This is a genomic window from Mesorhizobium sp. M0040, assembly GCF_040323505.1.
Taxonomy (GTDB): domain Bacteria; phylum Pseudomonadota; class Alphaproteobacteria; order Rhizobiales; family Rhizobiaceae; genus Mesorhizobium.
On the sequence record NZ_JAMYVA010000038.1, the window covers coordinates 1 to 22,398 of the forward strand.

At 63.0% G+C, this 22,398-nt stretch carries 28 protein-coding genes; 15 read left to right on the plus strand and 13 right to left on the minus strand.

Features of this window, described 5'->3' with window-relative positions:
- Nucleotides 1-143 precede the first annotated feature (143 nt).
- Nucleotides 144-431, minus strand: coding sequence for a VOC family protein (locus NKJ91_RS24795; protein ID WP_352457678.1), 288 nt, complete (start codon nucleotides 429-431; stop codon nucleotides 144-146).
- A 66-nt stretch (nucleotides 432-497) separates the two neighbouring features.
- Between NKJ91_RS24795 and NKJ91_RS24800 the strand changes: the two genes are divergently transcribed.
- The gene (locus NKJ91_RS24800) at nucleotides 498-1,250 is read left to right on the plus strand and encodes a sulfite exporter TauE/SafE family protein (protein WP_352457639.1); all 753 of its coding nucleotides are present in this window, start codon (nucleotides 498-500) and stop codon (nucleotides 1,248-1,250) included.
- A 38-nt stretch (nucleotides 1,251-1,288) separates the two neighbouring features.
- Here NKJ91_RS24800 and NKJ91_RS24805 read toward each other — a convergent pair whose 3' ends face one another.
- Nucleotides 1,289-1,924 carry a TetR/AcrR family transcriptional regulator gene (locus NKJ91_RS24805; RefSeq protein WP_376704967.1) on the minus strand — a complete coding sequence of 212 codons (636 nt, stop codon included), beginning with the start codon at nucleotides 1,922-1,924 and terminating at the stop codon, nucleotides 1,289-1,291.
- 62 nt (nucleotides 1,925-1,986) lie between these two features.
- On the opposite strand from NKJ91_RS24805, the gene NKJ91_RS24810 reads away from it, so the two are divergent.
- Entirely contained in the window at nucleotides 1,987-2,517 is a 531-nt protein-coding gene (locus NKJ91_RS24810; protein WP_352457640.1) for a DinB family protein, read from the plus strand.
- Between the two features lie 457 nt (nucleotides 2,518-2,974).
- Here the strand turns inward: NKJ91_RS24810 and NKJ91_RS24815 are convergent, their stop codons facing one another.
- Nucleotides 2,975-3,589: a hypothetical protein gene (locus NKJ91_RS24815; protein WP_352457641.1), complete on the minus strand. Its 615-nt coding sequence runs from the start codon at nucleotides 3,587-3,589 to the stop codon at nucleotides 2,975-2,977.
- 339 nt (nucleotides 3,590-3,928) lie between these two features.
- On the opposite strand from NKJ91_RS24815, the gene NKJ91_RS24820 reads away from it, so the two are divergent.
- Nucleotides 3,929-4,525, plus strand: a complete 597-nt coding sequence (locus NKJ91_RS24820) for a glutathione S-transferase family protein (RefSeq protein WP_352457642.1) — start codon at nucleotides 3,929-3,931, stop codon at nucleotides 4,523-4,525.
- A gap of 78 nt (nucleotides 4,526-4,603) precedes the next feature.
- On the opposite strand, the gene NKJ91_RS24825 is transcribed toward NKJ91_RS24820, so the two are convergent.
- A complete protein-coding gene (locus tag NKJ91_RS24825) occupies nucleotides 4,604-5,254 on the minus strand; it encodes an outer membrane protein (protein ID WP_023677678.1) in 651 nt (216 codons plus the stop codon).
- Nucleotides 5,255-5,673: 419 nt separating this feature from the next.
- On the opposite strand from NKJ91_RS24825, the gene NKJ91_RS24830 reads away from it, so the two are divergent.
- The 7 genes from NKJ91_RS24830 to NKJ91_RS24860 all read left to right on the plus strand — a co-directional run bounded on the left by NKJ91_RS24830 (nucleotide 5,674) and on the right by NKJ91_RS24860 (nucleotide 11,280).
- Nucleotides 5,674-6,450, plus strand: a complete 777-nt coding sequence (locus NKJ91_RS24830) for an SDR family oxidoreductase (RefSeq protein ID WP_023677677.1) — start codon at nucleotides 5,674-5,676, stop codon at nucleotides 6,448-6,450.
- Nucleotides 6,447-8,525 (plus strand): excinuclease ABC subunit UvrC, encoded by a 2,079-nt coding sequence (gene uvrC / locus NKJ91_RS24835; protein WP_352457643.1) that lies wholly within the window; start codon nucleotides 6,447-6,449, stop codon nucleotides 8,523-8,525. The genes NKJ91_RS24830 and uvrC overlap by 4 nt, the downstream gene beginning before the upstream one ends.
- A gap of 100 nt (nucleotides 8,526-8,625) precedes the next feature.
- Entirely contained in the window at nucleotides 8,626-9,222 is a 597-nt protein-coding gene (pgsA, locus tag NKJ91_RS24840) for a CDP-diacylglycerol--glycerol-3-phosphate 3-phosphatidyltransferase (RefSeq protein ID WP_023677675.1), read from the plus strand.
- A gap of 1 nt (nucleotide 9,223) precedes the next feature.
- Entirely contained in the window at nucleotides 9,224-9,481 is a 258-nt protein-coding gene (moaD, locus tag NKJ91_RS24845) for a molybdopterin converting factor subunit 1 (RefSeq protein ID WP_023677674.1), read from the plus strand.
- Nucleotides 9,482-9,484: 3 nt separating this feature from the next.
- Nucleotides 9,485-9,964 carry a molybdenum cofactor biosynthesis protein MoaE gene (locus NKJ91_RS24850; protein WP_352457644.1) on the plus strand — a complete coding sequence of 160 codons (480 nt, stop codon included), beginning with the start codon at nucleotides 9,485-9,487 and terminating at the stop codon, nucleotides 9,962-9,964.
- Nucleotides 9,965-10,049: 85 nt separating this feature from the next.
- Nucleotides 10,050-10,817 (plus strand): YbaY family lipoprotein, encoded by a 768-nt coding sequence (locus NKJ91_RS24855; protein WP_352457645.1) that lies wholly within the window; start codon nucleotides 10,050-10,052, stop codon nucleotides 10,815-10,817.
- 193 nt (nucleotides 10,818-11,010) lie between these two features.
- A complete protein-coding gene (locus NKJ91_RS24860) occupies nucleotides 11,011-11,280 on the plus strand; it encodes a hypothetical protein (protein WP_352457646.1) in 270 nt (89 codons plus the stop codon).
- Nucleotides 11,281-11,355: 75 nt separating this feature from the next.
- Here the strand turns inward: NKJ91_RS24860 and NKJ91_RS24865 are convergent, their stop codons facing one another.
- From NKJ91_RS24865 to NKJ91_RS24890, 6 genes are all read right to left on the minus strand, one after another.
- Nucleotides 11,356-11,964 (minus strand): class I SAM-dependent methyltransferase, encoded by a 609-nt coding sequence (locus NKJ91_RS24865; protein WP_352457647.1) that lies wholly within the window; start codon nucleotides 11,962-11,964, stop codon nucleotides 11,356-11,358.
- Nucleotides 11,965-12,227: 263 nt separating this feature from the next.
- The gene (ndk, locus tag NKJ91_RS24870) at nucleotides 12,228-12,650 is read right to left on the minus strand and encodes a nucleoside-diphosphate kinase (protein ID WP_023677669.1); all 423 of its coding nucleotides are present in this window, start codon (nucleotides 12,648-12,650) and stop codon (nucleotides 12,228-12,230) included.
- Between the two features lie 244 nt (nucleotides 12,651-12,894).
- Nucleotides 12,895-13,050 carry a DUF1905 domain-containing protein gene (locus NKJ91_RS24875; protein WP_352457648.1) on the minus strand — a complete coding sequence of 52 codons (156 nt, stop codon included), beginning with the start codon at nucleotides 13,048-13,050 and terminating at the stop codon, nucleotides 12,895-12,897.
- A 12-nt stretch (nucleotides 13,051-13,062) separates the two neighbouring features.
- On the minus strand, nucleotides 13,063-13,191 hold the full coding sequence (locus NKJ91_RS24880; protein ID WP_352457649.1) for a hypothetical protein: 129 nt from the start codon (nucleotides 13,189-13,191) through the stop codon (nucleotides 13,063-13,065).
- Nucleotides 13,192-13,348: 157 nt separating this feature from the next.
- Complete coding sequence (bluB, locus tag NKJ91_RS24885) at nucleotides 13,349-13,984, minus strand: 5,6-dimethylbenzimidazole synthase (RefSeq protein WP_352457650.1); 636 nt, start codon at nucleotides 13,982-13,984, stop codon at nucleotides 13,349-13,351.
- A 313-nt stretch (nucleotides 13,985-14,297) separates the two neighbouring features.
- Nucleotides 14,298-15,008 carry a glutathione S-transferase family protein gene (locus NKJ91_RS24890; protein ID WP_352457651.1) on the minus strand — a complete coding sequence of 237 codons (711 nt, stop codon included), beginning with the start codon at nucleotides 15,006-15,008 and terminating at the stop codon, nucleotides 14,298-14,300.
- A 72-nt stretch (nucleotides 15,009-15,080) separates the two neighbouring features.
- Between NKJ91_RS24890 and NKJ91_RS24895 the strand changes: the two genes are divergently transcribed.
- The 3 genes from NKJ91_RS24895 (at nucleotide 15,081) to NKJ91_RS24905 (ending at nucleotide 16,832) form a co-directional block, all read left to right on the plus strand.
- Nucleotides 15,081-15,593 carry a DinB family protein gene (locus NKJ91_RS24895; RefSeq protein WP_352457652.1) on the plus strand — a complete coding sequence of 171 codons (513 nt, stop codon included), beginning with the start codon at nucleotides 15,081-15,083 and terminating at the stop codon, nucleotides 15,591-15,593.
- 14 nt (nucleotides 15,594-15,607) lie between these two features.
- Nucleotides 15,608-15,907 carry a hypothetical protein gene (locus NKJ91_RS24900; protein ID WP_352452962.1) on the plus strand — a complete coding sequence of 100 codons (300 nt, stop codon included), beginning with the start codon at nucleotides 15,608-15,610 and terminating at the stop codon, nucleotides 15,905-15,907.
- Nucleotides 15,908-16,043: 136 nt separating this feature from the next.
- Nucleotides 16,044-16,832, plus strand: coding sequence for a GGDEF domain-containing protein (locus tag NKJ91_RS24905; protein ID WP_352457653.1), 789 nt, complete (start codon nucleotides 16,044-16,046; stop codon nucleotides 16,830-16,832).
- Between the two features lie 12 nt (nucleotides 16,833-16,844).
- Here the strand turns inward: NKJ91_RS24905 and NKJ91_RS24910 are convergent, their stop codons facing one another.
- The 3 genes from NKJ91_RS24910 to NKJ91_RS24920 all read right to left on the minus strand — a co-directional run bounded on the left by NKJ91_RS24910 (nucleotide 16,845) and on the right by NKJ91_RS24920 (nucleotide 19,661).
- On the minus strand, nucleotides 16,845-17,147 hold the full coding sequence (locus NKJ91_RS24910; RefSeq protein ID WP_352452964.1) for a DUF982 domain-containing protein: 303 nt from the start codon (nucleotides 17,145-17,147) through the stop codon (nucleotides 16,845-16,847).
- 164 nt (nucleotides 17,148-17,311) lie between these two features.
- Entirely contained in the window at nucleotides 17,312-19,393 is a 2,082-nt protein-coding gene (locus NKJ91_RS24915; RefSeq protein ID WP_352457654.1) for an ATP-dependent helicase, read from the minus strand.
- 94 nt (nucleotides 19,394-19,487) lie between these two features.
- The gene (locus NKJ91_RS24920) at nucleotides 19,488-19,661 is read right to left on the minus strand and encodes a hypothetical protein (protein ID WP_023677660.1); all 174 of its coding nucleotides are present in this window, start codon (nucleotides 19,659-19,661) and stop codon (nucleotides 19,488-19,490) included.
- A gap of 132 nt (nucleotides 19,662-19,793) precedes the next feature.
- Between NKJ91_RS24920 and NKJ91_RS24925 the strand changes: the two genes are divergently transcribed.
- Together NKJ91_RS24925 and NKJ91_RS24930 are read left to right on the plus strand one after the other, a co-directional pair.
- Nucleotides 19,794-19,973, plus strand: a complete 180-nt coding sequence (locus NKJ91_RS24925; protein WP_352457655.1) for a hypothetical protein — start codon at nucleotides 19,794-19,796, stop codon at nucleotides 19,971-19,973.
- Between the two features lie 459 nt (nucleotides 19,974-20,432).
- Complete coding sequence (locus tag NKJ91_RS24930; RefSeq protein ID WP_352457656.1) at nucleotides 20,433-22,310, plus strand: ABC-F family ATP-binding cassette domain-containing protein; 1,878 nt, start codon at nucleotides 20,433-20,435, stop codon at nucleotides 22,308-22,310.
- Nucleotides 22,311-22,398: the final 88 nt, after the last annotated feature.

Here is a 22,398-nt window from a genome sequence, read left to right on the forward strand (position 1 = left end):
GGGTGTGGTCTCCGGAAATGATTCGGATCGGCCTTAGCAACCAAATTCTACGTCATTTCAACGGCTTGAACCACATCCGCCAACCCACCGTGAATTTTTCAGGTTAGGTGGTCGAGAAAAGGAACACCTGACGGCCATCAGGATCACGGACGATCACACGTCTGCCCATAGCTGTCGCCTTGACGTCCGCAATGATTCCAAAGCCGTTGGCCTTTGGCGGCAGAAGCAGCTTCATCTGCGTTGGCGACTTCGAAGCCGATCATCGTTCCCGCTCCTTCCAGCGTCGTTGCTTCTGCCGGATAGAGTTCGATCGCAAGCCCTTCACCTTGGAACGCGAAATGTATCGGACCGGAGCCATGCTGCTCTTGCCTGAAGACAATTCCGAAATTCGCGTAGAAAGCCGCGGCTGATCTGGGATCGGTTGCGAAAATCGTAGACTTCCATGCATGTCAACGCCAACCGACCACATCGATCACTTTGCGGGGAAACAGCACTACATGGATTCGCTTGTTTATACTGTTGCTCTCGGCGCGGTCGTTGCAGGCTTCGTCCAAGGGCTTTCCGGGTTCGCTTTCAGCCTGGTTGCCATGTCGATTTGGGTTTGGACCGTGGAGCCCCAGCTCGCTGCTGCCATGGCGATCTTTGGGGCGCTCACCGGTCAGATCATCGCTGCCGTCACCGTCCGCCGGGGTTTTGATCTCAGGCTTCTGCTGCCCTTCCTGATCGGCGGGACCATAGGGATTCCGGTCGGTGTCGCCATCCTGCCCTTGCTGGATGTGCAGTTGTTCAAGCTGGTCTTCGGCGCGCTGCTGGTCGTTTGGTGTCCCTTGATGCTCTTTGCGCGTCGCCTCCCTCCCATCACGGTCGGGGGTCCTGTTGCAGACGGTGCAATAGGTCTGGTCGGCGGCATCATGGGTGGACTTGGCGGCTTCACCGGCCCGGTTCCAACGCTGTGGTGCGTGCTGCGCCAATGGGAAAAGGACAGCCAGCGTATTGTCATCCAGAATTTCAACCTTGTGACCCTCTCCATGACGATGGCCGCCTATCTTGCGGCCGGAAAGATCAAGCTCGAAATGCTGCCGATGTTCGCCGTCGTCGCGCCGGCGATGTTGATACCGACACTCCTTGGCGCGAGACTCTACATCGGCGTTAGCGAGGCGACTTTTCGAAAGATCGTCCTCACACTCTTGGCCGCATCAGGTGCGGCATTGTTGGCATCGTCCTTGCCACACCTCATAAGCCGGGTTTGAACGACACACAGAAATCCCGACTTCCGCCGTGCCATGCGCTATCGACCGATGCGGCCTGCTCCCGATAGGTAGGCGCAGATCAGTTCGACGAGTTGCTTTTGCAGCTCCGGCGCGGCGAGCATGTTCCGGCGTGCCGCGTTGTGGATCACACCTTCGATCGCTGACGATAGCACGCGCGCCACGGTCTCCGTGTCGGCGCCTTTCCTTGGCTTGCGATAAGTGGCGACAGCAGTCGCATAGTGATTGAGGTATTGTGCCTGGAACGAAGCATGGGCGGCCCTGGAGCCGCGATCGCCCGGCGCCTCGTCGAGCAGCACCTGGTGTAGTGTCGGGTGAATGCTGTGCGCCGCGATCATGCCGCGCACCAGCTCCTGCGCGAATTTCCTGAGCGGCTTTTGGTCTTCCGCCGAATCGCGAATGACCGACAGCACATGATCGAAGTGACGGCGCCGGACGGCAGCGAGCAGGGAAAGCTTGTCGGGAAAATACTGGTAGAGCGTGCCGATGCTTACACCTGCTGTCTCGGCAACCTTGTTGGTGGTGAAGCCGGCCCACCCCAGCCCGCTCAGAACATGAGCCGCCGCCTCGATGATCGCCTCGACGGTTGCCCTGGAACGCGCCTGACGCGGCTGTTTGCGCATGCGCGGATGCGGTTTTGCAATGCGAGTAGACACGTTCGCCCATTCTCCTGAAAATATAAACAACATACTCGCATTTCCGGAAAAGGACACCGACCATGAATGCGCTCGCTCTGCTTCGCAGCCTGTTTGCCTATCAGGCCTGGGCCAATGACGAACTGCTGGAAAAGCTCGCGAGTCTCGACCCGCATGTTCACGGCAAGGAACGGCAGGCCGTGATACGGCTCGTCGATCACAGCCATGTGGTGTCGCGGATATTCTCGGCGCACCTGGTTGACGCAAGCCATGGCTACTCCGCCGACACCACCGAGGACACGCCGGCGTTCGACGAACTTCGCGCCGCGGTCGCAGCGACCGATCGCTGGTATCTCGATTATCTCGAAACCGTTTCGTCGCGGCAGCTGTCCGAGCCCGTCGCATTCGTGTTCACCGACGGGGATAAGGCATTGATGTCGCGACAGGAAATGCTGACCCACGTCGTACTGCACGGCGGCTATCATCGCGGTGAAGCGGGGCGCATCCTGGCGCAGATTTCGGTCATGCCGCCATGGGATACCTTCGCCGTCCATCTCCACAGGGCCGAGCCTTCGCGCCGGCTGCAGATGAGCCGCGAGCCGCTCGGCGCCTGAACGGCCGAGCGCATTCGATCACGAGGTCGGCTCGACCGGATCTATCGAGCGATATCCTGTCTTTCAGAAATGCGAGCTATCTGCTTACTTTCATCGCGTCGTGCAAGATAGTGCAGCGGCGTGCTCGTCGCGTTGCTTCCTACTTACCTATAGTTTATCGTTTCGGACAAGACGAGGCGGGCGACCGCCTTCGCTCTTGACAATGTTCGCGCCGAGCGTCGGACGTTGAAGCGCAAAGCTGGTCGAAAAGGTCCTGAGCTTGACGAGAAGACCGGTCGAGATAGAGCGACCAGAATTTCTGTCGCAGAACTTCGCTGCGGGACACAAAGATTCGCAGCCGATTTTTGCGCGGGTAAAATGGTCGCGCGCTCGCCGTAACCGAAACTTAAGCTACAAAAATCATTCTAATGCTTCGCTGGCTAGCAAGCCGCGAGTCAGATATGCAATGCGCGCCGGGTCAATAACGGCCGTCGGCACAACGGAAGGGGCATGATATGGCTAAGCAGTCATCCAAAGCGCCGGCATCCAAGGCACCGGCAAAGTCACCGGCAAAGAAAGCACCGGCAAAAGCAGCCGCGGCAAAGGCCGCAACTGCTGTGAAGAAAGCAGCACCCGCGGCCAAAGCGAAGGCCGCTGCGCCTAAGGCAAAAGCAGCGCCGGCCAAAAAGCCGGCCGCCAAGGCCGCGGCAAAACCAGCCGTGAAGAAAGCAGCACCTGCCAAGGCAAAAGCAGCACCTGCCAAGGCTGCTCCGGCAAAGAAGGCGGCACCGGCCAAGAAGCCGGCTGCAAAGGCCGCGGCGAAGCCTGCTGCGAAGAAGGCAGCACCGGCAAAGGCCGCCGCTGCGAAATCTTCTGCAGCAGTGAAGAAAGCAGCGCCCGCGGCCAAGCCGAAGGCAGCGCCCGCAAAGGCGAAGGCCAAGAAGTAGTCGCGGTCCTGCTGTCGCAGGGGACAGTACTCAAGACAGCCAGGGCGGGATGCCGGACAGGCGCCTCGCTTCTTGGTTGACAGTCGGGCAGGACCAGAAAGAGGCGGGAGGAAGACGTCTTTTCGCAGCTCCCAGGACTTCGCCATGCGGCGAAGTCCGGTGGGATTTTCGTGGCTGCCAAAACCAACCTTCGGTGCAAGGCCGAGTTGGTAGTTGCTCGGATCTGGATTGTCCGACCTGCTCGCGTCTGCCGCCGCACCTCCGGCTCATCGCATCCGAACGCGAGACTATGGCTGCACGCTGGCGGCGCGGTTTTCCGCCTCTGGCCGTTGATGAACCCTGCATGATCGGTCAACAGTGCCACGCACGAGCCCCTGTCGGAATCGATTTTCGGTAAGGGTCATGCGCGAAGTCACAATGCTACCGCGTCCTTTTGCGCGTCCAACAGGACGTATGGAGCTGTAGCCGGCAAACAGGAATCGACAATGCCCAGACTGCTCTACGCGTCTACTTCCCCCTACAGTTCCAAGGTGCGCATGGCAGCACTTCATGCCGGCATTGCGATCGATCTCGTGCCGATAAAGACCGAGGAAAGGCCGGCCGAACTGATCGGCGCCAATCCGCTCGGCAAGATCCCGGTGCTGGTGCTCGATGACGGCCGCTCGGTCCACGACAGCCGCGCCATCACCCAGCATCTCAACCGGATGTCGAAGAACACATTGTTTCCGCGCAATCCCGACAAGCGCCTTGAGGCGGAGGTGCTGGAGGCATTGGCCGACGGCATCTGCGACTGCGCGCTGTCGATGGTCTACGAGCGGCGCACACGGCCGGAAGAGATGGTCTACCAGCCTTGGCTCGAGCGCCAGTGGACGAAGATTTCGGACGCGCTCGATCTGCTCAACGCGAACCCGCCGAAGCTGCCGAAGAAAATCACCCTCGGCCAGATCGCATTGCGCGCCTGCCTCGGCTATCTCTCGCTGCGCTTCGCTGGAAAATGGGAAAAGGGCCGCGGCCGGCTGACGCGCTGGGCGGCACGCTTCGACGAGAAATTCCCGGAGCTGAAGCCCGCCATCCCGGCTTGAGGGCAAGCGGTCTCAACCGATGCCAACAAAAAAAGCCGGGCGCGAGGCCCGGCTTTTTCGTGTCGTGGCTTGGACGACTTAGAACTTCATACCGACGCCGAAGGTGACGCGATTGTCGGTCGACTTGACCTTGCCGATACCGTCGAAGTCCTTCCTGCCGAAGTCCGTGTAACGATACTCGACACGGCCGAACACATTGTCGGTGATCTTGATGTCGGTACCGACGCCGGCTGTCCAGCCAAACTGCGTGTTGGTGTCGCTTACGCCGGCAGCTTCAATCTTCTGGTTCTTCAGCGCGCCACCGGCGGTGCCGTAGAGCAGGATGTCCGGGGTGACAGCGTAGCCGAGGCGGGCACGCAGCGAGCCCTCGAAGCCACCCTTGGCCTCGATGCCGGCATCGTCGCCCTTGACGCCGTTGTAGCCGATATCGGCTTCGGCACCGTAGACGAAGTTCTCCTGCTGCCAGTTATAGCCGCCGAAGACGCCGCCGACAAAACCCTTGGTGTCGACGTCGACGCCAATGTCTTTGGCTTTGGCATGGCCAGCGAAGCCGTAGCCGACGCTCACACCGGCATAGGGACCGGCCCAGGATGCGACCGGAAGTTCTGCGATCGGGGCAGGTGCCGGCGGCTCTTCCTGAACCACGTCCGCGGCATAGGCGGTTCCGCCGAGGGCGAACAGCCCAAACGCCACCGCGAGCGGTCGCGCAAATTTAAAATTGGCTTGCATTGTTCTTTACTCCTTAAGCCACAGGACACAGGCTTGTTTTTCATGAGCGCCCTCAACCCGTCCGGGGGGTGAAACGGATCCGGCGTTCAACGGTTCCAAATGTCGTGTCGAAATGCGGCTGAAGCGAACCTGAACTTGGGTCATTACCTGGCACGAATGAGGCAGAACCTTGACGTTGCATCTTCGCAACAGCGAATGTCAGCAGGTTCGCCGTGCTGCACTGCACACGGCTTGGTGTAAGGGCTCCAGCGCCCTATATTGCGGGCGGGCTGGCCCGAATTCCGGTCGAGCCAAAACGCCCACCGGCCACTTTGCCACAATCCTGCCCCAGGTGGAAATGGGATTTAACGCTTGGCGGGCCATAATTTGCCGGCGCGATCCCGGCAGGTCGGAATCGGCATCGGATTAAGGATTGACAGATGAGCAAGGTCGCCGCGACGGCACTGGTGACGGGCGGGGCGAAGCGGATCGGCAGGGCGATCGTCGAAGATCTTGCCGCGCATGGTTTTGCCGTAGCCATTCATTGCAATCGCTCGCTGGCCGAGGCGGAGGAACTGGCGGCCCAGATCACCAGTGGTCATTTTGGTCGACATGGCCGGGCCGCAGTGGTTGCTGCCGACCTGACCGACATGGGCGCGGTCAGCAACCTTGTCGGCCGCGCTGCGGCGGCACTCGGGCCGGTGTCGCTGCTGGTCAACAACGCCTCGCTGTTCGAGCACGACAGCGTTGAGGATTTCGACTGGCCGGCCTGGGATCGCCATTTCGCCATGCATGTCAAGGCGCCGGCGCTGTTGGCACAGACTTTCGCCCGGGCCTTGCCGCAGAACAGTGAGGGGCTGATCGTCAACATGATCGATCAGCGCGTCTGGCGACCGACGCCGCGTTATTTCTCCTATGCGCTGTCGAAGTCGACCTTGTGGGCGGCGACCGAGATGATGGCGCAGGCGCTGGGTCCCCGCATCCGTGTCAACGCCATTGGTCCTGGCCCGACCTTGAAGAACACGCGCCAGCACGACAGCGATTTCGATGCCCAGATTGCCGGGCTGATCCTGAAACGCGGCCCGGAATTGCCGGAATTCGGTGCCACTATCCGTTATCTCTGGGCGGCACGCTCGGTCACCGGCCAGATGATCGCGCTTGACGGCGGCCAGCATCTTGCATGGCAGACGCCCGATGTGACAGGCATGACGGAATGAGCCCCATGGACCAGAAACAAAAAACGCGCGGTGGCGCCGACGACCTGCCGCCCGAAATCGACCTCGAGGACGAGGCGGCCGAGGAGGTCGTCGAGCCTGCAGCCAGCGGTCCGGACGTTACTTTCACCGCCATCGACTGGACCCCGCATGCCGGCGACGCCGACGGCATGGTCGGCGCCGAGGTGATCCAGACGCTGGTAAAGCGGCTGCCCAATGCGCCCGGCGTCTACCGCATGATGAATGCCGCCGGCGACGTGCTCTATGTCGGCAAGGCACGCAGCCTGAAGAAGCGGGTCACCAGCTACGCGCAAGGCCGGTTCCACACCAGCCGTATCGGCCGCATGGTGCGAGAGACATCGACCATGGAGTTCGTCGTCACCCGCACCGAGATCGAAGCGCTGCTGCTTGAAGCCAACCTCATCAAGCGCTTGCGGCCACGCTTCAACGTGCTGATGCGCGACGACAAGTCATTCCCCTATATCCTGTTGACCGGCGACCATGTCTCGCCCGGTATTTACAAGCACCGCGGCGCGCGCTCGCGCAAGGGCGACTATTTCGGCCCCTTCGCCTCGGCCGGCGCAGTTGGCCGTACCATCAACTCGCTGCAGCGCGCCTTCCTGCTCAGGAGCTGCACCGACTCCTTCTACGAGAACCGCACCCGGCCTTGCCTTTTGTTCCAGATCAAGCGCTGCGCCGGCCCGTGCACCGGCGAAATCTCGCACGGCGACTATGCAAGGCTTGTCGCCGAGGCGAAGGATTTTCTCTCCGGCCGCAGCCAGAAGGTGAAGACGGAGATCTCCGCCGCCATGCAGCAGGCTTCGGAGAACCTCGATTTCGAACGCGCCGCCATATATCGCGATCGGCTGGCGGCGCTGTCGCATGTGCAGAGCCATCAAGGCATCAATCCGCAGACCGTCGACGAGGCCGATGTCTTCGCCATCCATCAGGAGGGCGGCCAGGTCTGCATCCAGGTGTTCTTCTTCCGCACCGGCCAGAACTGGGGCAACCGCGCCTATTTTCCCAAGGCCGATCCGGCGCTCGAAGCCGGCGAGGTGCTGGGATCGTTCCTGGCGCAGTTCTACGACGACAAGCCGACGCCGCGCACCATCCTGTTGTCGCATGGCGTCGAGGACCAGGAATTGCTGGCGGAGGCCCTCTCCACCCGCGCCGGCCGCAAGGTGTCGATCTCCGTGCCGCAGCGCGGCGAGAAGAAGGACCTGACCGACAACGCGCTGCAGAACGCGCGCGAGGCGCTCGGCCGGCGGCTCGCCGAAACCTCGACCCAGGCGCGGCTGCTCACTGGCTTTGTCGAGACCTTCGGCCTGGAAAAACCGCCGGTGCGCATCGAGGTCTATGACAACTCGCACATCATGGGCACCAACGCCGTCGGCGCCATGGTCGTCGCCGGGCCGGAAGGTTTTGTGAAGAACCAGTATCGAAAGTTCAACATCCGCTCGACCGAGATCACGCCGGGCGACGATTTCGGCATGATGCGCGAGGTGATGCAGAGGCGCTTCTCGCGGCTGTTGAAGGAACATGGCGATGCCCCGCAAACCAAGGGCGCGGACGAGGCGAGCCCTACCGCACCGGGCGACGATATCGAGGACGCGGGCGGCTTCCCGGCCTGGCCCGACGTTATCCTCATCGACGGCGGCCAAGGGCAGATGACGGCGGTGCGCAAGATCCTGGCCGACCTCGGCATCGAGGACCGGGTGGTGGCCATCGGCATCGCCAAGGGTCAGGACCGCGATGCCGGCCGCGAACGCTTCTTCGTCAAGGGCAGGGCCCCATTCTCGCTGCCCGTTCGCGATCCGGTGCTCTATTTCGTCCAGCGGCTGCGCGACGAGGTCCATCGCTTCGCCATCGGTTCGCACCGCGCCCGCCGCAAGAAGGAGATGGTCAAGAGCCCGCTCGACGAGATCAGCGGCATCGGACCCGGCCGCAAGCGCGCGCTGCTGATGCATTTCGGCACGGCCAAGGCCGTCAGCCGTGCCGCCGTCGAGGACCTGGTCAAGGTCGACGGCATTTCCGAGCAGGTGGCGAAATTGGTCTACAATCATTTTCACGAGAGCTAAGACGTATTGCCGACATTTCGGCTGGCTAATCGATTCTGGCCTGTTGACCCCCCACATTCGCTTCTGATTTGACTAAGCAGGCAGAAAGAGTTCCCAAAACATGGCTCAGCGCGCATTCAACCTGCCCAACATGCTCACTTATGCCCGCATCCTGGCGGTGCCGCTGGTGGTGCTGTGCTTCTTCCTGGAAGGGCATCTGAAATCGAGCGACTTCGCGCGCTGGTCGGCGCTCGTCATTTTCCTGCTCGCCTCGATCACCGATTACTTCGACGGCTATCTGGCGCGCGCCTGGCAGCAGACCTCCAACATCGGCAAGATGCTCGACCCGATCGCCGACAAGCTGCTGGTCGCCACTTGCCTGCTGCTGCTTGCCGCCGACACCGACCGCCATGCCGGCATCGCCGGCTGGTCGCTATGGGCGGCGATCATCATCCTGTGCCGCGAGATCCTGGTCTCGGGCCTGCGCGAATATCTGGCGGCCTTGAAGGTCTCGGTGCCGGTGACGCAGCTCGCCAAATGGAAGACCACCATCCAGATGATCGCCATCGCCTTCCTGCTGGCGGGACCTGCCGGCGACAAGATCTTCCCGCTGACCACCCAGACCGGGCTGGTGCTGCTGTGGATCGCCGCCCTGGTGACGCTCTACACTGGCTACGACTATTTCCGCGCCGGCCTCAAGCACATCATGGACGAGTGACATGTCGACCAAGCTCATCTATTTCGCCTGGGTGCGCGAGCGGATCGGCAGACCGGAGGAAGAGGTCGAACTGCCGGCCGGCATCGAAACGGTCGCCGACCTGTTGCGCTGGCTGAAATCGCGCGGCGAGGAGTACGAGAACGCGCTGCAATATCCTGACGTGATCCGCGTCGCCATCAACCAGGAACATGTCGAGCACCGCGAGAAGATTGCCGGCGCGCGCGAGATCGCGCTGTTCCCGCCGATGACCGGTGGCTGAACCATGTCCGCGGTGGTGCCGGTCGTGCGCATCCAGGCGGAGGATTTCGACGTCGCCGCCGAGATCGCCAGGCTGACCAGGGGTCGCAACGACATCGGCGCTGTGGTGACCTTCTCCGGCCTCTGCCGCGACGAGCAAGGCAGGCTCTCCGCGCTCGAGCTCGAACATTATCCCGGCATGGCCGAAGCCGAGATATCCCGCATCGCCGGCGAGGCAATCGAGCGCTGGCCGCTGCAGGGGCTCACCGTCATCCATCGCCACGGCAAGATCGCGCCCGGCGAAAACATCGTGCTGGTAGTGGCGGCTTCCGCCCACCGGCAGGCGGCGTTCGAGGCCGCGAATTTCCTGATGGACTATTTGAAATCACGCGCGCCGTTCTGGAAAAAGGAACACCATAGCGACGGTTCCGAAGGCGGCTGGGTCGACGCCAAGGAGGCCGACGACAAGGCGGCGAGCCGCTGGAAGCAGCCGCCGTCCAAATAAATCCCTGCGACAGCCATCCCATACCCGGCCAGCCATTCATTGACCGCAATCCTGCGAGACCCTTGGCCGGAAGGGGAGCAGGATCATGCTGGACAGGATCGCCGAGTTCTTCATCTTCGGACTGGTGCCGCTGGCCGTCGGCATCCTGGCCGTTCCGGATTATTCCGCGGCTGCCGAAAAGACCCTCAAGGGCGAGGTGATGTATCGCGAGCGCATCGCGCTGCCGCCCAATGCCGTGCTTTCCGTGCAGCTTGCCGACGTGTCGCTGGCCGACGCGCCGGCCGCAATCATCGGTGAGCGCAAGGTGGTGCCGGCCGGCCAGGTGCCGATCAAGTTCGAGATCAGCTTCGATCCGCGGGTGATCCGGCCTGATATGACCTACGCGCTGCAGGCGCGCATCACTGTCGACGACCGGCTGCTGTTCGTCACAGATGCGCGCCACCAGGTCGACCCGCTCAGCGACGCGCCACAGACCATCATGCTGAAAATGGCGGCGCCGAGCGATGCGCCGGCGGCAGCTTCGGTGTTCGGCCAAAGCTGGCTGGTCGAATATATCGACGGTGTCGGCGTGATTGCCGAGCCGCGGGCGACATTCCGGATCAGCGAAGCCGGCAAGGCCGGCGGCAGCGGCCCTTGCAACGTCTATTTCGCCACCGCCAGGGTAGACGGCTCGACGATCGCCATCAGCGACATCGGCTCGACCTTCAAGGCCTGCGCGCCTCAGGTCATGGCCGAGGAAAAGGCGCTGTTCGAGGCGCTGGCCAAGGCGACATCCTACCACGTCGACGCCGGCAAGCTTGTCATCATTGACAGCGGCGGCCGCGACATTCTGCGCTTCAACGCCGCGAGCTAGCGCATCACCCAAGCCGATTACTCTCTGCGGCAGCTGCATGCCGATCACATTGTGTTTCAGCGGGAATAGGCCGGGCAGAGGGCGCGTTAGTTCCACATAAAATTGCGGGTAAGGCAAAAGGGACGTTGTCCCTTCGTTGAAGCCGCCAGAATGGCTGCGGCTCGTTCTGGCCTTAACTCAAAGGAGTCCAGACATGAAAACGCACACGCTTATCCTTGCCGCCACCGGTGCATCGCTCCTTGCCTTTACCGGCCTTGCCAAGGCGGACGACCATCTCGTCAATGCTCTTGACCACGGTCTCAAAGCGGACAGCCAACCGTTCCAGACCAACAAGGCCGGCAATAGCGGCGATCTCGCACCGGGGCAGGGCAGCCCGTTTTCAGGTGAAGAGACCAAGACCCCGTCCACCGACACGGAAGCGGCGAACGAACATGCGAACGTGAAGGAACGCCAGGCGAAATAGACTGGCAGAACCCGCCGCTAGGGGGCGGCGGGCGACATGTATCGGGCGACGATGCCGCATCTCATGCGATATTTCTCAATTCGTCGCGAGTTTGAATACCGCGCCATAGTGATAGGGCGGCACATCAACCAGCTCGGCGAGCTTGAACCCGCTCGCTTCCACCGACGCGGTGGTCTGTTCGGGTGACAGCCTCAGCTCGGTCTTTGGCCCGCGCGGCTCGCCCAGGACCGTGGTTTGCTCGCGCGGATATTGGTGCCAGTTGACGATGGCAAAACGACCCGCAGGGCCAAGCGTCGCGCGCACGGCGCGGGCAAGCCGCGGCCGATCCGGAACGCCGTGGAAAGCGTTGGCGATAAAGACGAAGTCGACGGTTTGAGGCACCAGCCTGGCAAGGTCATAGGCGTCGCCCGCCAAAAACTCGCAATTGCCAGCGCCTCCTTCGGCCAGCCGCCGCCTGGCGACTTCGAGCAGATCGGCATCGATGTCGATAGCGATCACATGACGGGCGACCCTGGCGATTGGCAGCGTGAACCAGCCGTCGCCGCAGCAGAGATCGACCACGTCCGTGCCGGGCTTCATGCCGACCGCCGCCAGGACGCTGGCGGGCTCGGGCCACAGCGCTTCCCACCAGCCGCCGGTTGGCATTTCGGTGCCTTGGAAGAAACCGGGAATGGTGCTGGTCATGGCCTGGTCGGCTCCATTGTCGGGACCGCGTTTGATCCGCCCCTCCGAGCTTAACGCACCCGTGACCCGTCGAGGAGCGTGAAGCTGAAAATGTCCGCCACTGCATGTCGCGCAAAAACTGTGCAGCGGTTTTGCGATAACGACATGCATCAAGACAAGAAACCTAAAGCGCGTCGCATGAGGCCGGTCGAACGCGACGCGCTTTAGCAAAAGAAAAAGGCCGGCGTTGCGCCGGCCTCTTTGATGAGGTTCGGGATGCCGGCTCAGCCGACGATCTCGGTGTCCGAGAACCAGTATTTGATCTCCTGCGCGGCGGTTTCCGGCGCATCGGAACCATGCACGGAATTCTCGCCGATCGACAGCGCGTGCAGCTTGCGGATGGTGCCTTCGGCGGCGCTTGCCGGATTGGTGGCGCCCATCACTTCGCGGTTCTTGGCAATGGCGTTCTCGCCTTCCAGTACCTGCACGACTGTCGGGCCCGACGACATGGACTCGACCAGCTCGCCGAAGAACGGACGCTCCTTGTGGACGGCATAGAAACCTTCCGCCTCGCGGCGGCTCATCCACACCCGGCGCGAAGCGACGACGCGCAGGCCGGCATCTTCCAGTATCTTGGTGATAGCGCCGGTGAGATTGCGACGGGTCGCGTCCGGCTTGATCATGGAAAAGGTGCGTTCGAGCGCCATGGGATCGTCCTTGTGATGGAGAGTGGAATTGAAAGTGGCGGGCTCTATACAAGCCGCCCGCCGCCTTGCCAAGGGGAGGCCGGCCCGGCGCGCATTTCTGCGCTGGGGCGGCGGACTTTCAAGTCGAACCATGCCGCCGCTCCATCTTTTTGCTGAGCATCGGATTTTCCAGAAACCGTACTCACTTTGGGTCCGATCGACTGGCCGCCCTATAGCGCGTCGTCGCCAGCCTGAGACTACGTCGTCATAACTGCATCTCGATCGTCAGGTTGGCCGTGTCGCCAGCCCCGAGGCCTTCGCGAACCCGCACCGCGGTCTTGATCGGCAAGAGCAGGCTGCCGGATTTCTTGTCGGGAAACAGCGATGTCCGCCATCTGGTCTGGCCGATGACGGCTTCCACGCCAAGCGAGCCCTAGGGCCGTGCCATCCCCACCATCGCCGTCTTGATCCGGGCTCCAAGCTCCGGCGGCAGCGTCACGAAATGCCAGCCGCCCTTGCCCGGATAGACCCAGATCTCGGCCTGCATGTCGTAGCGAAACATTCTATGCCCTTCCTCAGGTTAAGGCCGTCACGACTGGCTTTGCCATGGTGTCTTGCTGGCAATGATGACGATCGGCGAAACCATCCATGACATCCACAGCCCTGCAGGGGGAGGAGTCATTCTTCAGCGCAAAGAGGATGGCAGCGCCGCCATTGCACTACCGCCTTGTCACGATAGACGGCCGCCGGGTTTCCCAGCCTTCCCGTTCCAGTTCCGGCACGCTGTGGTTCTCGCTGGGGTAGCCGATGCAGAAGTAACCGATCAGCGTCCACTCCGCCGGCACGTCCAGGATCGTCGCCATCTCGGCCGGATCGAGGATCGAGACCCAGCCCATGCCTATTCCTTCGGCGCGCGCCGCCAGCCACATCGTGTGGACCGCCATGACAGCGGAATAGTCTATGGTGGCTGGCATGGTCAGGCGGCCAAGCCCATGCCCTTGCTCGGTTGCGCGGTCGGCGAAAACCGCAAGCTGGCAGGGCGCCTCATTCAGGCCGGCAAGCTTCAGGCGCCCATAGAGCGCGGCGCGTTCACCGCAAAAATTTGCGAGTGCCTCCGCGTTGCAGCGCTCGAAGCAGGCCCTGACGGCGGCGCGGCATGCTTCGCTCTCGACGACGACGAAGCGCCAGGGCTGGCTCAGCCCGACGGACGGCGCGGCGCTGGCAAGCTCGAGCAGCCGCTCCAGCGCCCCTTCCGGGAGCGGCGTCGGCTTGAACCGCCTGACGTCGCGCCGCCACAGGAAGAGCTTGGCGAGCCCGGCGCGAAAGTCGGCCGGGAAATCTGGGTTTGCGATCATGGCGCGCTGCCTTTGTTGTGATTGCCCGGTTCGCCGGATGTTCGTCTTGTTTGCTTCGATCCAGGCGCTGATGAGGCGCTTCAAGCGACACTTCGTCTACCCGCATTGTCGCATTTCGCCGGCTGGCAACTTTCAGCTAAGGCCGGACGACGTCCCTGCCGGCAACGCCGTTGGACCTCGATCGGCAAAACAAAACCCGCCTCGGCAAGCCGGGCGGGGCGTCGGTGCGAATCATCACCATATCGAGATTAGTAGCATAGCTGCCGGCACAAAGCAAGAACAAAATGTGGCGTTGCCGATGAAATTGCCGATTTCAACTCTCGAGCGGGGAGATCGCTGCCGCCGCGACGTTGCGGCCGAGGCTGCCATGCAGATCGAGGCATCGTTCGAACCATTGCGCCACGACATCGCCGTCGTCGAGCAGCCGGTAGGGCGTGGCGATGCGCGCCCATTGCAGCGCGCCGAAAACGATGTAGTCGGCAAACAGCGGCGACGGGCCGCCGATGAAGGGCTGATAGCCAAGCATCGAGCGGAGCGGCTCCAGCGAGGCGCGGAAGCCGGCGAGCCCACCGTCGCGGGTCGCGTAAACCGCCTCCAGGCGCTTGCCGAAGCGCTGCTCGCGGTTCTGCCGGAAATAGGCGGCGTTCGCCTCGTCCTGCATGGCGTGCAGGTCCAGTATCGCAGCGGTGGTGACGTAGGGATGGATGGTCAGCTGCGACCAGCGTTCGATGAAGCGCGCCGTCGCCTTGCCGCCGTCGCCGGAAAACAATGTCGGGCGCTCAGGATAGGCCTCCTCGAGATAGAGCGCGATAGCGAAGGAATCGGCGACCACCGTCTCGCCGTCGCGGATCACCGGAACGAGCTTCGAGACGCCGCCTTCCACCTTCGGCACTTCGAGGAAACGGGTCGGCACGCTGGTGATGTCGAGCCCTTTGTGGGCCAGCGCCATCGCCGCCTTCCAGCAATGTGGGCTGAACGGGCGGGCGGCGTCGCGTCCGACAAGGTCGTAGAGCAGAATGGTCATTGGCGGCAGCGTCCTTGCAGTCTAACTATGCCCGAAACGGACCCGCGCAGGGGTCTCGCAGGTCGAGAGAAAATGAAACAGCATTTCAGGATGTTTGCGGCCTACAATCAATGGGCCAACGGCCGCATCTACGATGCCGCCGCCGATCTCGATGAGGAAGAGTTCGACCGCAATATCGGCGTCTTCTTCGGTTCGATGATGGGAACGCTCAACCACCTCCTGGCAGCCGACCGTATCTGGATGAAACGCTTCACGGGCGAGGGCGACGCGCCGGCAAGGCTCGACACGATCCTGCACCGCGCCTTGCCCGGCTTGCGGCTGGCGCGCGAGGCCGAGGACAAACGGATCATCGACTGGGTCGACGGCCTGAGCGACAAGGCGCTGTCGGGCCGCTTCTCCTACATGACCGTCTCGGATATGCGCACCGTCTCGCAGCGGCTGGCGCCGGCGCTCGACCACTTTTTCAACCACCAGACCCACCACCGCGGCCAGGCGCATGCGATCCTGACCATTCTGGGCAAGCCAAGCCTCGGACTGGACCTGACGATGTTCCAGCGCAGCGAGGAGGGCAGGGCTTTCGCCTGAACCTGGGGCGGCTGGTGAAGCGGACGGTGGATAGAGGACGATCTGCCGAGATTGCAAAACGCGCCAAAACATTTTATGGAGCGGACGGTCGTGAGGGCGGCCGCTTCAGCAGCATTCAGCAGCAACAGCGAGAATTGGCACGCATGCCCAATGAACCCTTGCGCCTCGTGGCGTTCTTCGCCGTGGTCCTGGCGCTTCTCAACTCCGGTTATTATTTCCACCAGGGCGACATTGTCGCGACCATCTATTTCATGATCGGCGCCATTCTTGTGACCGCGGTAACGCGGATGAGCATCAGACGGCAGCTGATTTAGGACCGATCTTCTTATCTGGCCGCCATCTCGACGGCTGGTTCGCTTCGACTGCGATCGAATTGAAAGCAAAGTCTTAGGACTTCGTTTGCGCTGTTGCTTCAAGGTAGCCTGCTGAAGCAGGAGCAAAAGCAAAAGCATGCAGATCGATTTGTCCCCGACGAGCTGGGGCAGGGTCGTGGGGGTTACAATCGCGGGCACGGCGGTCTGCATTGCAGCCGCGTTCTTCGTCGATTCCTTCAATTTTCCATATTCGTCGCCGGAAGCGCTGTGGCGGGCGCAGCTCACAGACCTGCTGCTGCCGCTTGTCCTGGCCAGCTCGTTCTTCTTCTTCCTCATGTGGAAAATGCGCCAGCTGGCGATCGCGCAGAAGGTACTGGCTGTCGTCGCGGCGACCGACAGCCTGACGGCGGTATTCAACCGGGGTGCGTTTTCCATGCTCGTCGAGGCCTATCTCGAACAGGCCCGCAGCCATTCCGTCGTTAATGCCGGCGCCTTGCTGATCGTCGATGCCGACCATTTCAAATCCGTCAACGACCGCCTCGGCCACGACTGCGGAGACCAGGCGCTCAAGCTGATCGCCAAGACAATCCAGGGCCAGTTACGCGGCGCCGATATCGTCGGCCGGATCGGCGGCGAGGAATTTGCGGTTTTCCTTCCCGGCGCAGATCCTTCGCAGTCCTGGCTGGTGGCGGAGACAATTCGCCGACGCGTCCGTGAGGCGGAGTTCACGCGTGGCGGCCGGCCCTGTCCTCTCACGGTCAGCGTCGGCGGCGTCGCCTTCAGCGGGCCGACCACCTACGCCGAGATATTCGTGGTGGCGGACAGGCACCTTTACAAGGCCAAATCGAACGGCCGCGATCAGGTCAGTTTCGAAACCGCGGCAGCGGGCGACCCGCCGGGCGGCGGCCCGATGACGGTCCATTGATGGTCGTTTCTGTCAGGCGGCGTAGCCGCCGAGACCCCGGGCGACCGGCTTGACCGAGACTGCCGGCTGGGCGGCCGGCCAGAGGATGCCTGCCGTTACGGCAAAGGTGATCAGGGCGTCGCGTGCCGCTTCGGCCGAGATCTCGCCGGCACGTGCCGCCTCGCAGGCCTTCACCGCGGCGCCATAGCTCAGCCGGCGGCGCGAAGGCGGGAACTCGGTGAGGAATTCGTGCATCTCGGAGAACGAAGCGATCGTACGCTTGTAGCCGGCGCCAACGGTTAGGGCGACCGGGGTGGAAAACGTCCTGTCGTGCATTCTGGCCTCTCGAATGGGCGGAGGTCACGGCGGACGCCGTTCTCCGGTCTGGGGGTCGGGCAGAAACGCGGATCACGGCGCGAGGTTCCATGTTGCCGGTATTGTTTTTTCGCCGGCTCCGGGAGCGGTCGCCGGGCGAGCAGCGCCGACGTCGAGGCGGGTGCCTATTTCCACATGCCGCGCATGCGGGCGCCGAGGTCGACACGCACGTGCGGCTGGCGGCGCGGATCGTCCGGGGCCTGGACGCTGGCCCAAGCCACCTGTTCGAAGGCGCCTAGGATCGAGCGCGGGATGAAGCGCGTGCGCGAGGCATAGACATGGCGGTCGCCGCGCGCCGCCTGCCCGTGGACGAAAAAGCGATGCGGCATGACCAGGTGCAGGCTGTCCTTGGCCCGCGTCATCGCCACGTAGAGCAGCCGCCGCTCTTCGTCGACGTCCTCCTTGCTGCCGACGCCGAGATCGATCGGGATGCAGCCGTCGACGGTGTTGAGCACGAAGACGTTCTTCCACTCCTGGCCCTTGGCCGAATGGATCGTCGACAGGATCAGATAATCCTCGTCGCGGTGCGGCGGGCCGGCCTCGTCGCTGGTCGCGTCCGGCGGATCGAGTGTCAGCTCGGTGAGGAAGCGCTCGCGCGACGCATAGCCGGAAGCGATCTGCTCGAGCTGCAGGAGATCGGCCCGGCGCGTCGTTGCATCCTCGTGGATACGTTCCAGATGCGGCTCGTACCAGAGCCTGACCTGTTCGATGTCGGCCGGCCATTTTTGCGCGCCGGCACGCAGGCCGCTATAGAGCGCGACAAAGCCCGGCCAGTCGTCGGCGGCACGCTGCGGCGGCCGATAGCGGGCAAGCCCCATCGTCTCGTCAAGCGAATTTGCCATGGTCTCGACGATCGCATTGGCGGCCGAAGGGCCGATGCCCGGCAGAAGTTGCAGCACGCGAAAGCCGGCGACGCGGTCGCGCGGGTTTTCGGCAAAGCGCAGCACGGCCAGCAAGTCCTTGACGTGAGCTGCATCGAGAAATTTCAGCCCGCCGAACTTGACGAAGGGGATGTTGCGGCGCGTCAGCTCGATCTCCAGCGGGCCGCTATGGTGGGAGGCGCGAAACAGCACCGCCTGTGCTTTGAGAACGGTGCCGGCTTCGCGTTCGGTGAGTATCGCCTGGCAGACATAGCTCGCCTGCTCGGTCTCGTCGCGCACGCTCACCAGCTTCGGCTTTTCCGCCGATTTGCGCTCGGTCCAGAGATTTTTGGTGAAACGCTCCGAAGCTTCGCCGATCACCGCATTGGCGGCCGCCAGGATGGTCTCGGTCGAGCGGTAGTTGCGCTCCAGCATGACGACTTCCGCCGGCTGCGCGAACTGCTTCGGAAAATCCAGGATATTGCGCACTTCCGCGGCGCGGAACGAATAGATCGACTGCGCGTCGTCGCCGACCACCGTCAGCCCAGATCCGTCGGGCTTGAGCGCCGTCAGGATCGATGCCTGCAGCCGGTTGGTGTCCTGGTACTCGTCGACCAGCACATGGTCGAAACGTGCACCCAGATGCGCGGCGATTTCCGGCTCGCCGGCCATCTGCGCCCAGTAGAGCAGCAGGTCGTCGTAATCGAGCACGTTCTGCGCCTGCTTGGCCTCGACATATCGGGCGAACAATTGCTTCAGCTGTTCGGCCCAGCCGGCGCACCACGGGAACACCGAACCCAGCACCTCGCCGAGCGGCGCCTGTGCGTTGACGGCGCGCGAATAGATCGCCAGGCAGGTGCCCTTGGTCGGGAAGCGGGCTTCGGTCTTCGAAAACCCAAGCTCGTGGCGGGCGAGGTTCATCAGGTCGGCGGAATCCTCGCGATCGTGGATGGTGAAGGCCGGATCGAGACCGATCTCCAGCGCATAATCGCGCAGCAGCCTGGCGCCGATGCCGTGGAACGTGCCGGCCCAGCTCAGCGCATCGGTAATCACCGAGGCATCGCGCCCCAGCACCTCGCCGGCGATGCGCTCGACCCGCTTGGCCATTTCCGCTGCGGCACGGCGCGAAAATGTCATCAAAAGGATGCGGCGCGGGTCGGCACCCCTGACGATCAGATGCGCGACCCGGTGCGCCAGCGTGTTGGTCTTGCCGGAGCCGGCGCCGGCAATGACCAGCAACGGCCCGGCGATCTTGCCGTCGCCATGTTCGACGGCAAGCCGCTGCTCGGCGTTGAGCTTCGCCAGATAGGCGGGCTGGAAGGACGAATCACGGGCGGCGAGGTTCATCGCCCACCAAGCATCGTTTCTGCTTTGTTCGCAACGGTTTGCGGAGCCGGAATAGGGCCCGTAAGCGAAGAAGCCTTGCGGGCAGGCCTGTCGACTAACGCTCGGGCTCGACGCCCATCCTTGCCGATTGCCGCCGCAGCGCCTCGCGATCGTCCTGTGGCGGTGGCAACAGCAGCGGATCGAAATCGTCGGGCACCTCATCGATCACTTTCTTGGCGACGCGATAGGCAACATAGACGATTGCCCCGGCGATGAGCAGACGGATCATGCCTTCCTCCATTGATTGTGGAGCAACCGGAGACGCGGCATTTTGTTCCCAGGCCCCTTGGCGAATGCAGGAACGACACCGGCCGCGCAACCAAATCGCCGACGCCTCGTTGTCGGGCGAGAGGAGACTGCGATGAAAAAGCGCTCAATCCTGCTGCTTATGGCAGCTCTGACTGTTGCGGGTTGCGACAACAATATCCAGCCGACCAAGGCCACTGGCGACACGGTCGATCAGAACCCGCAGGTCGACAAGAATCCGGTGCCGAAGTCGACGACCGGCGGCGATCAGCCCGGCACGCCGCCGAAACAATGACCGCCTCAAATGGCGTCGATCGGGCAAGCGGCGCCGGTCAAGGAAGGTGGCCGGCGCCGCTTGGGAGGAAGCTGATGGCGCCGGCCAGGCGGAGATCAGGCCCGCCGCACATCCAAGGATAGCCGAGTCTTTCCGCAGCGTCATGGTCGATAGCGTACAGACGGCACGCCCCTGTGGACAAACCTGCCGGCCACAGCAGCGTTTGTTCATCACATAGTTCGTTCTTCCCATGGAACAAACCAAGCTGCTGCGTGTTTGGATGTCGATCGGACGCTCCCAAGGCCGCCGTTCACGAAAGAGCCCGCTCTCCTTGTCCCCCCTCAGGATAGCGGGTTCTTTTTGCGTTTTGCGGGAAGTCGCGGCGCGGCCGCTGACTTGCTTGCCGGTTTTCGCGGCTTATGCGGCGAACCGGGGCTCAAGCCCTTGCGAAGCATGGTTGTCCCGTGCAAAAGCCCGGCCATGCTGATCATCAACGACCTTTCGCTCCGCATGGCCGGACGCCTGCTTCTCGACCATGCCTCACTGACCTTGCCGGCCGGCAGCAAGGCCGGCCTTGTCGGCCGCAACGGCACCGGCAAGACGACCCTGTTCAAGGCGATCACCGGCGACCTCGCCTCCGAGACCGGCTCGATCAGCCTGCCCAAGAACACGCGCATCGGCCAGGTCGCGCAGGAAGCGCCGGGCACCGAGGAGCCGCTGATCGAGATCGTGCTCAAGGCCGACCTCGAACGGAGTGCGCTGCTCGAAGAGGAAAAGACGGCGGCCGACCCGCACCGCATCGCCGACATCCACATGCGGCTGGCCGATATCGATGCGCACTCGGCCGAGTCACGCGCGGCCACCATTCTCGCCGGCCTCGGCTTCGACGATGCCGCGCAGCGGCGCCCGGCCTCGTCCTTCTCCGGTGGCTGGCGCATGCGCGTCGCGCTGGCCGCCGTGTTGTTTGCCGAGCCCGATCTGCTGCTGCTCGACGAGCCGACCAATTATCTCGATCTCGAAGGCACGCTGTGGCTGGAAAACTACGTGTCGAAATACCCGCACACCGTGCTGCTGATTTCGCACGATCGCGACCTCCTCAACCGCGCCGTCAACTCGATCGTCCATCTCGACCAGAAGAAGCTGACCTTCTGGCGCGGCGGCTACGACCAGTTCGAGCGTCAATACACCGAGCAGCGCGAATTGCAGGAGAAGGGCCGCGTCAAGCAGGAAGCCGCGCGCAAGCACATGGAATCCTTCGTCGAGCGCTTCCGCGCCAAGGCGTCGAAGGCGAGGCAGGCGCAGTCGCGCATCAAGGCGTTGGAGAAGATGAAGCCGATCGCCGCGATCGTGAACGACACGGTGCGGCCGTTCTCCTTTCCGGAGCCGGTGAAGTCGGTGGCCTCGCCGATCATTGCGCTGAACAACGTCAACGTCGGCTACACCGAGGGCGAGCCGATCCTGAAGAAGATGACGCTGCGCATCGATGCCGACGATCGCATCGCTCTGCTCGGCGCCAACGGCAACGGCAAGTCGACTTTCGCCAAGCTTTTGGCCAGCCGGCTGAAGCCGGAGACCGGCAGCATGACGGTGGCGCCCGGGCTGAAGGTGGCAATCTTCGCCCAGCACCAGCTCGACGACCTCAGGCCCGACGAAAACGCCTATGAGCATGTCCGCCGGCTGATGCCGGACGCGCCGGAATCGAAGGTGCGCGGCCGCGTCGCCCAGTTCGGCCTGACCACCGAAAAGATGAACACCGCCGCCAAGGATCTGTCCGGCGGCGAGAAGGCGCGGCTCCTGATGGGCCTGTCGGCCTTCGAGGGGCCGAACCTGTTCATCCTCGACGAGCCGACCAACCATCTTGATATCGACAGCCGTGAATCGCTGATCCATGCGCTGAACGATTTTCCCGGCGCGGTCATCCTGATCTCGCACGACCGCCATCTGCTCGAAGCGACCGCCGACCGGCTGTGGCTGGTCAAGGACGGCGCGGTTAACCAATATGACGGCGACCTCGAGGATTACAAGACGCTGGTCACCGGCGTCTCCGGCGACCGCCGCGGCAAGCGCGAGGCGGACAAAGCCTCGAAGGCCGACCGCCGCCGCGATGCAGCCGCGCGCCGCGCCGCCTTCGAGCCGCTGGCCAAGGAAATCCGCGCCACCGAAGCGCTGATGGACCGTCTCCGAAAGCGCATCGACCTGATCGAGGACGAGCTCGCCAATCCGGCCGTCTACGAAAAGGACCCCTCGACCGCGACAAGGCTGGCCAAGGAGCGCTCACAACTCGCGCAACAGCTGGCCGGCCACGAGGAAAAATGGCTGTCGATGTCGGCGGAGTACGAGCAAGGCACGGCGGAGTAGGAAGAGCGCAATCTCCCCCCTCGCGGGGGAGATGCCCGAAATGCCGCGCCTACGACGCGTTGCTCAAGCGTGTCGCGGTCATGTGGCC

Bases quoted from the DNA above. Each gene is read 5' to 3' on its own strand.
- NKJ91_RS24800 (WP_352457639.1), top strand. From the start codon at position 498: ATGGATTCGCTTGTTTATACTGTTGCTCTCGGCGCGGTCGTTGCAGGC.
- NKJ91_RS24905 (WP_352457653.1), top strand. From the start codon at position 16,044: ATGCAGATCGATTTGTCCCCGACGAGCTGGGGCAGGGTCGTGGGGGTT.
- NKJ91_RS24880 (WP_352457649.1), bottom strand. From the start codon at position 13,191: ATGTTTCGCTACGACATGCAGGCCGAGATCTGGGTCTATCCGGGCAAG.
- NKJ91_RS24930 (WP_352457656.1), top strand. From the start codon at position 20,433: ATGCTGATCATCAACGACCTTTCGCTCCGCATGGCCGGACGCCTGCTT.
- NKJ91_RS24810 (WP_352457640.1), top strand. From the start codon at position 1,987: ATGAATGCGCTCGCTCTGCTTCGCAGCCTGTTTGCCTATCAGGCCTGG.
- NKJ91_RS24855 (WP_352457645.1), top strand. From the start codon at position 10,050: ATGCTGGACAGGATCGCCGAGTTCTTCATCTTCGGACTGGTGCCGCTG.
- NKJ91_RS24915 (WP_352457654.1), bottom strand. From the start codon at position 19,393: ATGAACCTCGCCGCCCGTGATTCGTCCTTCCAGCCCGCCTATCTGGCG.
- NKJ91_RS24825 (WP_023677678.1), bottom strand. From the start codon at position 5,254: ATGCAAGCCAATTTTAAATTTGCGCGACCGCTCGCGGTGGCGTTTGGG.
- pgsA (WP_023677675.1), top strand. From the start codon at position 8,626: ATGGCTCAGCGCGCATTCAACCTGCCCAACATGCTCACTTATGCCCGC.
- NKJ91_RS24925 (WP_352457655.1), top strand. From the start codon at position 19,794: ATGAAAAAGCGCTCAATCCTGCTGCTTATGGCAGCTCTGACTGTTGCG.
- NKJ91_RS24890 (WP_352457651.1), bottom strand. From the start codon at position 15,008: ATGACCATTCTGCTCTACGACCTTGTCGGACGCGACGCCGCCCGCCCG.
- NKJ91_RS24865 (WP_352457647.1), bottom strand. From the start codon at position 11,964: ATGACCAGCACCATTCCCGGTTTCTTCCAAGGCACCGAAATGCCAACC.
- NKJ91_RS24830 (WP_023677677.1), top strand. From the start codon at position 5,674: ATGAGCAAGGTCGCCGCGACGGCACTGGTGACGGGCGGGGCGAAGCGG.
- NKJ91_RS24850 (WP_352457644.1), top strand. From the start codon at position 9,485: ATGTCCGCGGTGGTGCCGGTCGTGCGCATCCAGGCGGAGGATTTCGAC.
- moaD (WP_023677674.1), top strand. From the start codon at position 9,224: ATGTCGACCAAGCTCATCTATTTCGCCTGGGTGCGCGAGCGGATCGGC.
- bluB (WP_352457650.1), bottom strand. From the start codon at position 13,984: ATGATCGCAAACCCAGATTTCCCGGCCGACTTTCGCGCCGGGCTCGCC.
- NKJ91_RS24910 (WP_352452964.1), bottom strand. From the start codon at position 17,147: ATGCACGACAGGACGTTTTCCACCCCGGTCGCCCTAACCGTTGGCGCC.
- NKJ91_RS24860 (WP_352457646.1), top strand. From the start codon at position 11,011: ATGAAAACGCACACGCTTATCCTTGCCGCCACCGGTGCATCGCTCCTT.
- ndk (WP_023677669.1), bottom strand. From the start codon at position 12,650: ATGGCGCTCGAACGCACCTTTTCCATGATCAAGCCGGACGCGACCCGT.
- NKJ91_RS24820 (WP_352457642.1), top strand. From the start codon at position 3,929: ATGCCCAGACTGCTCTACGCGTCTACTTCCCCCTACAGTTCCAAGGTG.
- NKJ91_RS24895 (WP_352457652.1), top strand. From the start codon at position 15,081: ATGAAACAGCATTTCAGGATGTTTGCGGCCTACAATCAATGGGCCAAC.
- NKJ91_RS24815 (WP_352457641.1), bottom strand. From the start codon at position 3,589: ATGGCGAAGTCCTGGGAGCTGCGAAAAGACGTCTTCCTCCCGCCTCTT.
- uvrC (WP_352457643.1), top strand. From the start codon at position 6,447: ATGAGCCCCATGGACCAGAAACAAAAAACGCGCGGTGGCGCCGACGAC.
- NKJ91_RS24920 (WP_023677660.1), bottom strand. From the start codon at position 19,661: ATGATCCGTCTGCTCATCGCCGGGGCAATCGTCTATGTTGCCTATCGC.